Below are 9558 nucleotides of genomic sequence, written 5' to 3' on the forward strand. Positions count from 1 at the left end.
GCGGCGTTGTCGTCGGTCGACGACGCTCCGCGTCGCCTCCCTCCTCCGCCTTGCGATCCACGGCACCAGCGCCCGCTCCCTGACCCGGCCTGATCCACACGACAGACCCCCGGCGGGTGGGCGCACCGGCTGCCACCCTGGCGCCGTAAAACTAACACCGCTAGTTTGGGTCTGACACATCCGGACTCGGAAGGACTGGCGATGAAGGCACACGACGGGATGTACATCCGGGGGGAGTGGCGGCCGGCCGCCGGTACCGGGACGATCGCCGTCGTCAACCCGGCGGACGAGCAGATCATCGCGGAGGTCCCCGCCGGTACGGCGCAGGACGTGGACGCCGCCGTACGCGCCGCGCGCGACGCCTTCCCCGGCTGGGCCGCCACCCCGCCCGCCGAGCGCGCCGCGCGGATCGCCGCGCTGCGCGATGCCATGGTGGCCCGCAAGGACGAGATCGCGGAGACCGTCACCGCCGAACTGGGCACCCCCATCGGTCTCTCGCAGGTCGTCCACGCCAACCTGCCGATCTCCGTGGCCGGTTCGTTCGCGGAGCTGGCCGGCACGTACGCCTTCGAGGAGAAGGCGGGCAACTCGACCGTGCTGCTGGAGCCGGTGGGCGTGGTCGGCGCCATCACCCCCTGGAACTACCCGCTGCACCAGATCGTGGCGAAGGTCGCGCCCGCCCTCGCGGCGGGCTGCACGGTGGTGCTCAAGCCCGCCGAGGACACCCCGCTCGTGGCCCAGCTGTTCGCCGAGTGCGTCCACGAGGCGGGGCTGCCCGCCGGCGTCTTCAACCTCGTCACCGGCCTCGGCGCGGTCGCGGGACAGGCGCTCGCCGCGCACGAGGGCGTCGACCTGGTCTCCTTCACCGGGTCCACGGCGGTCGGCAGGCAGATCGGCGCGACGGCCGGCGCGGCGGTCAAGCGGGTCGCGCTGGAGCTGGGCGGCAAGTCGGCCAACGTGATCCTGCCGAGCGCCGACCTCGCCAAGGCCGTCAAGGTCGGCGTCGCCAACGTCATGTCCAACTCCGGCCAGACCTGCAGCGCGTGGACCCGGATGCTGGTCCACACCGACCAGTACGACGAGGCGGTCGAGCTGGCACGCGCGGCGGTCGCCAAGTACGCGGCGGGCGACCCGCACGACCCGGCCAGCCGGCTCGGTCCCGTCGTCAGCGCCAAGCAGCGCGAGCGGGTGCGCGGTTACATCGACCAGGGCGTCGCCGCGGGCGCCAGGCTCGTCGCGGGCGGCTCCGAAGCGCCCCATCCGGCCGGCTACTACGTCGCGCCGACCGTCTTCGCCGACGTCACCCCGGAGATGACCATCGCGCAGGAGGAGATCTTCGGCCCCGTCATCTCGATGCTCCGCTACGCGGACGAGGACGACGCCCTGCGGATCGCCAACGGCACCGTCTACGGCCTCGCGGGCGCCGTCTGGGCCGGTGACGAGGCGGAGGCCGTGGCCTTCGCCCGGCGGATGGAGACGGGCCAGGTCGACATCAACGGCGGCCGGTTCAACCCGCTCGCCCCGTTCGGCGGTTACAAGCAGTCGGGTGTCGGCCGCGAGCTGGGCACGCACGGCCTCGCCGAGTACCTCCAGACCAAGTCCCTCCAGTTCTGAGCCGGGAGAAGCATCCGTGACACGCGCCGCCGTCCTGTCCGCAGTCGGAGCCCCGCTGGAGATCCGCGACATCGAACTCCCCGAGCCGGGCCCCGGCCGGGTCCGCGTCCGGCTCGCCGCCGCGGGCGTCTGCCACTCCGACCTGTCCCTGTCCAACGGCACCATGCGGGTGCCGGTGCCCGCCGTGCTCGGCCATGAGGGCGCCGGTACGGTCGTCTCCGTCGGCGAAGGGGTCAGCCATGTCGCCCCCGGCGACCAGGTCGTCCTCAACTGGGCCCCGTCCTGCGGCACTTGCCACGCCTGCGAGCTGGGCGAGGTCTGGCTCTGCGCCAACGCGCTGGCGGGCGCGGCCGATGTGCACGCCCGCACCGCCGACGGCACCGAACTGCACCCCGGGCTGAATGTCGCCGCCTTCGCCGAGGAGACCGTCGTCGCGGCCAACTGCGTACTGCCGCTGCCCGACGGTGTGCCGCTCACCGACGCCGCGCTGCTCGGCTGCGCCGTGCTCACCGGCTTCGGCGCCGTCCACCACTCGGCGCGCGTGCGCGCCGGAGAGAGCGTGGTCGTCTTCGGCGTCGGCGGGGTCGGTCTCGCCGTCCTGCAGTCGGCGCGGATCGCGGGCGCCTCGACCGTCATCGCCGTGGACGTCACCCCGGAGAAGGAGGCGCTGGCGCGCGCGGCGGGCGCGACGGAGTACGTCGTCGCCTCCGGCACCACCGCCAGGGAGATCAGGAAGCTCACCGGCGGCCATGGCGCCGACGTGGCCGTCGAGTGCGTCGGCCGCGCCGTCACCATCCGCGCCGCCTGGGACTCCACCCGGCGCGGCGGCCGTACGACGGTCGTCGGCATCGGCGGCAAGGACCAGGAGGTGACGTTCAACGCCCTGGAGCTGTTCCACTGGGGCCGTACGCTCGCCGGCTGCGTCTACGGCGACAGCGACCCGGCGAAGGACCTGCCGGTGCTGGCCGAGCACATCAGGGCGGGCCGCTTCGACCTGGGCATGATGGTCACCGAACGGATCGGGCTCGACGGCATCCCCGCCGCCTTCGAGGCCATGCTGGCGGGCCGGGGAGGCCGGGCCCTGGTCGTCTTCTGAGCCGGTACGGGCCCCGCCGTGGTCAGTGGGCCGCTGCGCTCAGCGGGCCGCCGCGTGCTGCTCGTACTGCGCGGTGAGCCCGTCGACCAGCGCCCGCAGCCCCGTCTCGAACGCGCCCTCGTCCACCTGGCGCTGCCGGTCGGCGAGCAGATGGGCCTGGCCGAGGTGCGGGTAGTCGGCCGGGTCGTACGCCGTCGCGTCGTCCGGGAAGCCGCGGGCGAACGAGCCGAGGGCCGAGCCGGTGATGAAGTAGCGCATCAGCGCGCCGATGTACGTGGCCTGGGCCGGCGGCCAGCCCGCCCTGACCATCGCGCCGAAGACCGCGTCGGCCACCCGCAGCCCGGCCGGCCGCCGTCCGGGGCCGCGCGCCAGCACCGGCACGATGTGCGGGTGGTCGGTGAGGGCCGCGCGGTAGGAGAGCGCCCAGTCGTGCAGCGCGGTGCGCCAGTCGCGTCCGTCGCTCTCGTCGAACATCGACAGGTCGACCTGGGCGCTGACCGCGTCCGCCACGGCTTCGAGGATCTCGTCCTTCGTACGGAAGTGGTTGTAGAGCGAGGGGCCGCTCACCCCCAGCTCGGCGGCGAGCCTGCGGGTGGAGACCGCTTCCAGGCCCTCGGCGTCCACGAGCGCGCTCGCCGTGGCGACGATGCGGTCTCGGCTGAGCAGGGGCTTGCGCGGTCTGGCCATGGCGCACATAGTAAGGGCTGCCCTGCGTAAACTAGCAGTGCTAATTAAAGTGAAGGGGAGCAGGTACCGCTGTGAATCTGGAGCTCAGCGAGGAGCAGGAAGCCGTACGGGAGCTGGCGCGCGACTTCGTGGACCGGGAGATCGCCCCGCACGCCGCCGAGTGGGACAGGGCGGAGAGCGTCGACCGCGCGATCGTGGGCAAGCTCGGCGCGCTCGGCTTCCTCGGTCTCACCGTGCCGGAGGAGTACGGCGGTTCGGGCGGCGACCATCTCTCGTACTGCCTGGTCACCGAGGAGCTGGGGCGCGGCGACTCGTCCGTGCGCGGCATCGTCTCCGTCTCCCTCGGCCTGGTCGGCAAGACCGTGCTGGCCTGGGGGAGCGAGGAGCAGAAGCGCGCCTGGCTGCCGGGGATCACCTCCGGCGAGGCCATCGGCTGCTTCGGCCTCACCGAGCCGGGCACCGGCTCCGACGCGGGCAATCTGATCACGAAAGCCGTCAGGGACGGCGACGACTGGGTGATCAGCGGCAGCAAGATGTTCATCACCAACGGCACCTGGGCCGATGTGGTCCTGCTCTTCGCGCGGACCAACGACACCCCGGGGCACCGGGGCATCTCCGCCTTCCTCGTACCCGCCGACTCGCCCGGCCTGACCCGGCGCACCCTGCACGGCAAGCTGGGGCTGCGCGGCCAGGCCACGGCCGAGCTGGTTCTGGACGGCGTGCGGGTCCCGGCGGGCGCCCTGCTGGGTCCTGAGGGCAAGGGCTTCTCGATCGCCATGTCCGCGCTCGCCAAGGGGCGGATGGCGGTCGCGGCCGGCTGCGTCGGCATCGCGCGCGCGGCGCTGGAGGCGGCCGTCGGATACGCGGGGGAGCGCGAGCAGTTCGGCAAGTCCATCGCCCACCACCAGCTCGTCCAGGAGCTGCTCAGCGACATCGCCGTGGACGTCGACGCGGCCCGGCTGCTGACCTGGCGCGTTGCCGATCTCATCGACAGGGGGGTCGAGTTCGCCACCGCGGCCTCGCAGGCGAAGCTCTTCGCGTCGGAGGCGGCGGTGCGCGCGGCGGGCAACGCGATCCAGGTGTACGGCGGTTACGGGTACATCGACGAGTACCCGGTCGGCAAACTGCTGCGTGACGCCCGGGTGATGACCCTCTACGAGGGCACCAGCCAGATCCAGAAACTCATCATCGGCCGTGCGCTCACCGGGGTCTCCGCGTTCTGAACGCGGCCTGGGCGCGGTACCGGAGGCCGTACCCGGACGCCCCGCCGCCCCGCCGCTGTCCTGGCGCCGGCTGCGGGGTCGTTGAGTACCGGGTGAGTAGCAGTACGGATGTGGCGCGGGCCGCGGTTCCCGATGCTGGACCCATGACCGACACACCTGTGAAGCAGAGCAACACCGCCGCCTTCTACGGACAGGCCGTCGCCTCCTTCGGCCTCGCCCTCGCCGCCGTCACCATCGGCATCCTGCGCCTCGACGCCGACGCGTGGGTGCGCGGCTTCCTCGCCATCGGGGTGCTGTACCTGACCACGTCGGCCTTCACCCTGGCCAAGGTGGTCAGGGACCGCCAGCAGGAGGGCCAGATCGTCAGCCGGGTCGACCAGGCGAGACTGGAGAAGATCCTCGCCGAGCACGACCCGTTCCAGAAGCTCTGACCGACGCGTCCTAAGCGCTTGCTCAGCTTCGGGGTATGGTGTTCGTCCTGCCGAGTGGAAGGGGCGAGCGATGCGTACGGCGGAACAGCCGGCCGGTGACGGCGGCGACAAGCCATGGGGCGAGGTGACCCCCGAGGCGGCCAGGCGGCTGCTGGTCGCCGCCGTCGAGGCGTTCGCCGAGCGCGGCTACCACGCCACCACCACCCGTGACATCGCGGGCCGCGCGGGCATGAGCCCCGCGGCGCTCTACATCCACTACAAGACCAAGGAAGAGCTGCTCCACCGGATCAGCCGGATCGGCCACGACCGGGCCCTGGCGCTGCTCACGGCGGCCGAGACGGGCGGCGGCAGCGCGTCGGAGCGGCTCGCCGAAGCCGTCAGCGCCTTCGTGCGCTGGCACGCGGAGCGGCACACGACGGCGCGCGTCGTCCAGTACGAACTGGACGCGCTCGCCCCCGAGCACCGCGTCGAGATCGTCAAGCTGCGCCGGGAGAGCGACGCCGTGGTGCGCCGCATCCTGGCCGACGGGGTGCGGGACGGCGAGTTCGACGTACCGGACCTGACGGGCACGACACTCGCCGTGCTGTCCCTGTGCATCGACGTGGCGCGCTGGTTCAACTCGCGCGGACACCGGACGCCCGACGAGGTCGGCGCGCTCTACGCCGACCTCGTCCTGCGGATGGTCGCCGCCCCCCGGGGCGGCGACCAGGACCGGCGGCCAGGTCAGAAGTAGTAGCGGGAGACCGACTCCGCGACGCAGACCGGCTTGTCGCCGCCCTCGCGCTCGACCGTCACCTCGACCGTGACCTGCTGGGCGCCGCCGCTCGCCGGCGTGACGTCCCGCAGGACGGCGGAGGCGCGCAACCGCGAGCCCACGGGCACGGGGGAGGGGAAACGGACCTTGTTGGTCCCGTAGTTGATGCCCATCTTCACGTTCTCGACCTGGACGATCTGCGGGACGAGCACCGGCAGCAGCGACAGCGTCAGATAGCCGTGCGCGATCGTCGTGCCGAAGGGCCCCCGCGCCGCGCGCTCCGGGTCCACATGGATCCACTGGTGGTCGCCGGTCGCGTCCGCGAACAGATCGATCCGCTTCTGGTCGATCTCCAGCCAGTCGCTGTGTCCCAGCTGCTCACCGATCCCGGCGCGCAGCTCGTCGGCGGATGTGAAGACCCTCGGCTCTGCCATGTCCGGCCCCTGCTCTCTCGAACTCTCTCGAAGCGATGTCTAAGCGCTTGCTCAGCATGGCGACGGCTGCCGCGTCCTGTCAACGCGGCAGGCCCAGTAGGCTCCGAGGGGTGCCGCAGATCCCGGAGCAGATCCATGAACTCACCGTCGGCCAGCTCTCGGCGCGCAGTGGCGCCGCCGTCTCGGCCCTGCACTTCTACGAGTCCAAAGGGCTGATCACCAGCCGCAGGACGAGCGGCAACCAGCGCCGCTACGGCCGGGACGCGCTGCGCCGGGTCGCCTTCGTACGGGCCGCCCAGCGGCTCGGCATCCCGCTCGCCACCATCAGGGACGCGCTGGGGCAGCTGCCCGAGGAGCGCACCCCCACCCGTGCGGACTGGGCGCGTCTCTCCGAGGCGTGGCGCTCCGAACTGGACGAGCGCATCAAGCAGTTGGGCAGGCTGCGGGACACGCTGACCGAGTGCATCGGCTGCGGCTGCCTGTCGTTGGAGACCTGCGCGCTGTCCAACCCGGGCGATGTCTTCGGCGACCGGATGAGCGGCTCCCGGCTCTACCCCGGCCGCGCCTAGGACAACGCAGCGAGGTGCCGTGCCAGGCGTCGCGGGCCCGCGAAGATCGGCCGGACAGGGCCTAGCGCGCGTCCGCCTGCGCGCGGGCCGCCGCCACGAGGTCCGCGTTGGAGGTCGCCGGGCGGCCGTCCGGCAGCAGCAGGACGTCCTCAAGGCCGATCCGGGTGTCCAGGCCCAGCTCCAGGGCGAGCCGCAGCACCGGCCACGCGCCACCGTCCTCACCGTGCAGCAGTACGGGCCTGCCGTGCGCCGCGCCCAGAGCGCCCAGCAGCGAGCGCGCCGTGTCCCGCGCCGTGTCCGGGCCGGTGTCCGTGACCTCGGCGAGCACCCGCAGCACCCGTGGCCCCAGCGGCGAGCCGAGAAAGCGCCGCGCACCGTCCGTGCCCGACCAGATCCCCGCCTCCACGCCGACCCCGCGCTCCAGCAACGCCGCGGCGACCTCCTCGGCGCCCGGCTCGTGCCAGTTCACCGACGCGTGGTCCGGCAGCACCGTCCAGGCGCGCACACGCGCCACACGCCGCTCCGGGTCGGCTTCCGCCCAGGCCCCCGTCGTCACCCCGACCAGGACGCCCGGCACCGCCGCCCGTACCGCCGTGACCGTCTCCGCGACCGCCCTCGCCGAGAGGGTGTCCTGTCCGCACGGCGTCTTCGGGTGGACATGCACGTCGACGGCGCCCGCCGCGACCGCGCGTGCCGCCGCCTCGGCCGCCGCACCCGGCGACATCGGCACAGCGGCGTGGTCGGCCGCGCTCCGTGGTCCGTTCAGACAGACCTGGATCATGGCCCGGGGCATGACATGGGTCATCCGCGCGCTACGCCACCGAAGCGAGTGTCTTGTTCTGTTTGGCCCGGTCCAGCGCCTCCGTCGTGAGCACCGGCTCCGGCACAACGATGCCGCAGCTCGTGCAGACGGGTCCTGACCAGGGTTCGTGCGAGAGGTTCGGTGCCCAGGCGATGCCGCGCTGCGCGCACACCGGGCAGACCGTGCCAGGTCCTGATTCGAGCCCGGCGATCAGCCGGCGCAGCACCTCCGCCAGCGACTCGGCCGGGTGCACCGCGGGGTTGTCGCAGCGGGCCACACCGTTGCCGCCCCAGGTGAGCCGGTGCCAGTCGTCGAAGCTCCCGGGCCGCCGCAGCCCGTCGTGCTTCTCACGCTTGCGCCGCTCGGCGAAATCGACCTCGTACGCGAGCCAGACCGCCCGCGCCTCTTCCAGTTCGTCCAGCGCGGCCACCAGCCGCGCCGGGTCCGGTGCCCGGTCCTCCGGTTCTATGCCGTGCCGTGCGCACAGATGGTCCCAGGTCGCCCGGTGCCCGTAAGGGGCGAATCTTTCAAGGCACTTGCGCAGTGAGTACCGCCGCAAAGCCAGATCACACCGCGGGTCGCGCACCTGTCTCGCGAGACTCCGAAATTTGGCCATCGCCTGCCACCTCCGTCGCTGGTACTTCGGCGTTGTGGAATGGACGTACGCCTGCCCCATTCGGATCCATCAAAAAACAAAACAAGTCCGGAGGACGGACAACTCGGGTGATTCTCATCCGCAATTAATGCGTGCGAGGAGACTCCTTCGCGTGAGGGTTCGAAAAACACCATCCACGTTCACGGTAACGCCACATTTTCACCGGTAGAGCAGATAGCCCCGGCGCACGGCGCGGAACGCCGCCAGCTCGTCCTGCCAGGCGCCGACCACCTCGTCCGTGCCCGCCCCCGCGTCGATCATCGTCCGCAGCCGCGCCGAGCCCGACAGCGTGTCGATGTAGTGGTCCGCGCGCCAGGCGAAACCGCTCCACACCCGCTTCGCCGTCACCAGCAGCGCCACGCCGGTACGCACCGGGTCGAACGCAGCGCGGTCATGGACATGCAACTCCACCCCACCGATGGTCTTGCCGGTGAACTTCGAGAACGTCGGCGCGAAATACGCCTCACGGAAGTGCACACCGGGCAGTTCCTCGGCCGTGGCGGCCGCCGCCCACGCGCCGTCGACCGTCTCGGCGCCCAGGGTCTCGAACGGGCGGGTCGTGCCGCGCCCCTCCGAGACGTTCGTCCCCTCGAAGAGGCAGGTGCCGGAGTACACCAGCGCCGTGTCGGGCGTCGGCATGTTGGGGCTCGGCGGCACCCAGGGGAGACCCGTCGCGTCGAAGAAGTCGGCGCGCCGCCAGCCGGTCACCTCGACCGTCGTCAGCTCCACCGGCTTCGCCAGGAACTCCCCGTTGAACAGCAGCGCCAGCTCGGCCGCCGTCATCCCGTGCGCCTGCGAGACCGGCTTGCGGCCGACGAAGCTCGCGAACTCCTCGTGCAGCACGGGCCCGGTCGCGGACCGCCCGGTGACCGGGTTCGGCCGGTCCAGTACGACGAAGCGCTTCCCGGCGAGCGCGGCCGCCTCCATGCAGTCGTACAGCGTCCAGATGTACGTGTAGAAGCGGGCGCCCGCGTCCTGGATGTCGAAGACGACCGTGTCCACCCCGGACGCGGTGAAGACGTCGGCCAGCTTCTGCCCGCTGACCTGGTACGTGTCGTAGACCGGCAGCCCGGTCGCCGGGTCGTCGTAGCGCCCCTCGGAGCCGCCGGCCTGTGCGGTGCCGCGGAAGCCGTGCTCGGGGCCGAAGACGGCCACCAGGTCGACCCGGTCGTCGGCGTGCATGACGTCGACGATGTGGCGCACGTCCTGGGTGATGCCGGTCGGGTTGGTGACGACGCCCACCCGCTGCCCCGACAGCTGCCGGTAGCGGTTGTCGGCCAGCCGGTCGCAGCC

11 protein-coding genes are annotated in these 9558 nt (G+C 72.1%); 6 read left to right on the forward strand and 5 right to left on the reverse strand.

Annotated features, from left to right (window positions below):
* The first annotated feature begins 201 nt into the window (after positions 1-201).
* Together HY68_RS21395 and HY68_RS21400 are read left to right on the forward strand one after the other, a co-directional pair.
* Positions 202-1614, forward strand: a complete 1413-nt coding sequence (locus tag HY68_RS21395) for an aldehyde dehydrogenase family protein (RefSeq protein WP_041991231.1) — start codon at positions 202-204, stop codon at positions 1612-1614.
* A gap of 16 nt (positions 1615-1630) precedes the next feature.
* Positions 1631-2710 (forward strand): zinc-binding dehydrogenase, encoded by a 1080-nt coding sequence (locus HY68_RS21400; protein WP_041991233.1) that lies wholly within the window; start codon positions 1631-1633, stop codon positions 2708-2710.
* Positions 2711-2749: 39 nt separating this feature from the next.
* Here the strand turns inward: HY68_RS21400 and HY68_RS21405 are convergent, their stop codons facing one another.
* A complete protein-coding gene (locus tag HY68_RS21405) occupies positions 2750-3397 on the reverse strand; it encodes a TetR/AcrR family transcriptional regulator (RefSeq protein ID WP_041991235.1) in 648 nt (215 codons plus the stop codon).
* Positions 3398-3468: 71 nt separating this feature from the next.
* Here HY68_RS21405 and HY68_RS21410 point away from each other — a divergent pair, with 71 nt between their 5' ends.
* The 3 genes from HY68_RS21410 (at position 3469) to HY68_RS21420 (ending at position 5784) form a co-directional block, all read left to right on the forward strand.
* A complete protein-coding gene (locus HY68_RS21410; RefSeq protein ID WP_041991237.1) occupies positions 3469-4620 on the forward strand; it encodes an acyl-CoA dehydrogenase family protein in 1152 nt (383 codons plus the stop codon).
* Positions 4621-4763: 143 nt separating this feature from the next.
* Complete coding sequence (locus tag HY68_RS21415) at positions 4764-5051, forward strand: YiaA/YiaB family inner membrane protein (RefSeq protein WP_041991239.1); 288 nt, start codon at positions 4764-4766, stop codon at positions 5049-5051.
* 70 nt (positions 5052-5121) lie between these two features.
* Entirely contained in the window at positions 5122-5784 is a 663-nt protein-coding gene (locus tag HY68_RS21420; protein ID WP_041991241.1) for a TetR/AcrR family transcriptional regulator, read from the forward strand.
* Here HY68_RS21420 and HY68_RS21425 read toward each other — a convergent pair.
* On the reverse strand, positions 5775-6239 hold the full coding sequence (locus HY68_RS21425) for a MaoC family dehydratase (RefSeq protein ID WP_041991243.1): 465 nt from the start codon (positions 6237-6239) through the stop codon (positions 5775-5777). The two genes, HY68_RS21420 and HY68_RS21425, sit on opposite strands and share 10 nt — an antisense overlap.
* Before the next feature lie 110 nt (positions 6240-6349).
* On the opposite strand from HY68_RS21425, the gene soxR reads away from it, so the two are divergent.
* Positions 6350-6808 carry a redox-sensitive transcriptional activator SoxR gene (gene soxR / locus HY68_RS21430; protein ID WP_041991244.1) on the forward strand — a complete coding sequence of 153 codons (459 nt, stop codon included), beginning with the start codon at positions 6350-6352 and terminating at the stop codon, positions 6806-6808.
* Positions 6809-6869: 61 nt separating this feature from the next.
* Here the strand turns inward: soxR and HY68_RS21435 are convergent, their stop codons facing one another.
* The 3 genes from HY68_RS21435 to HY68_RS21445 all read right to left on the reverse strand — a co-directional run.
* Positions 6870-7589 carry a 3-keto-5-aminohexanoate cleavage protein gene (locus HY68_RS21435; protein ID WP_041996763.1) on the reverse strand — a complete coding sequence of 240 codons (720 nt, stop codon included), beginning with the start codon at positions 7587-7589 and terminating at the stop codon, positions 6870-6872.
* Between the two features lie 31 nt (positions 7590-7620).
* A complete protein-coding gene (locus HY68_RS21440) occupies positions 7621-8226 on the reverse strand; it encodes a hypothetical protein (RefSeq protein WP_041991246.1) in 606 nt (201 codons plus the stop codon).
* A 198-nt stretch (positions 8227-8424) separates the two neighbouring features.
* Positions 8425-9558 (reverse strand): DUF1343 domain-containing protein (locus HY68_RS21445; RefSeq protein WP_041991248.1); only part of this gene is annotated, 1134 nt, incomplete at its 5' end.

The sequence above is a fragment of the Streptomyces sp. AcH 505 genome (assembly GCF_000818175.1).
Classification (GTDB): domain Bacteria; phylum Actinomycetota; class Actinomycetes; order Streptomycetales; family Streptomycetaceae; genus Streptomyces.